Source organism: Burkholderia sp. BCC1640 (assembly GCF_902833125.1).
Classification (GTDB): Bacteria; Pseudomonadota; Gammaproteobacteria; order Burkholderiales; family Burkholderiaceae; genus Burkholderia; species Burkholderia diffusa.
The window spans coordinates 1-434 of the sequence record NZ_CADFEF010000177.1; the positions used below are offsets into that span (position 1 = coordinate 1).

A 434-nucleotide genomic window follows, 5' to 3' on the forward strand; every position below is an offset into this window, starting at 1 on the left:
CGCGCTGGTGCACCTGGAGACCAGCGCCGGCATCCTCAATCCGCTCACGGGGATCGCCGCGGTCTGCGCGCGGCACGGCAAGCCGCTGATCGTCGACGCGATGAGCTCGTTCGGCGCGATCGACATCGACGCGCGCACGACGCCGTTCGATGCGGTGATCGCCGCATCCGGCAAATGTCTCGAAGGCGTGCCGGGGCTCGGCTTCGTGATCGCGAAGCGCACCGCGCTCGAGCGCTGCGAAGGCAACAGCCACTCGCTCGCGATGGACCTGTACGACCAGTGGGTCTACATGCAGCGCACGACGCAGTGGCGCTTCACGCCGCCGACGCACGTGGTCGCGGCGCTCGACGCCGCCGTTGCGCAATACGTCGACGAAGGCGGCCTCGCCGCGCGCGGGGGCTGCTATCAGGGCAACTACCGCGCGGCTATCGACG

Annotated in this window: 1 protein-coding gene; it reads left to right on the plus strand. The window is 69.8% G+C overall.

Annotation, left to right across the window (positions count from 1 at the left end; translation table 11 throughout):
• Positions 1-434: aminotransferase class V-fold PLP-dependent enzyme (locus HWX25_RS33085; RefSeq protein WP_175912802.1), on the plus strand; the 434-nt coding region annotated here is incomplete at both ends.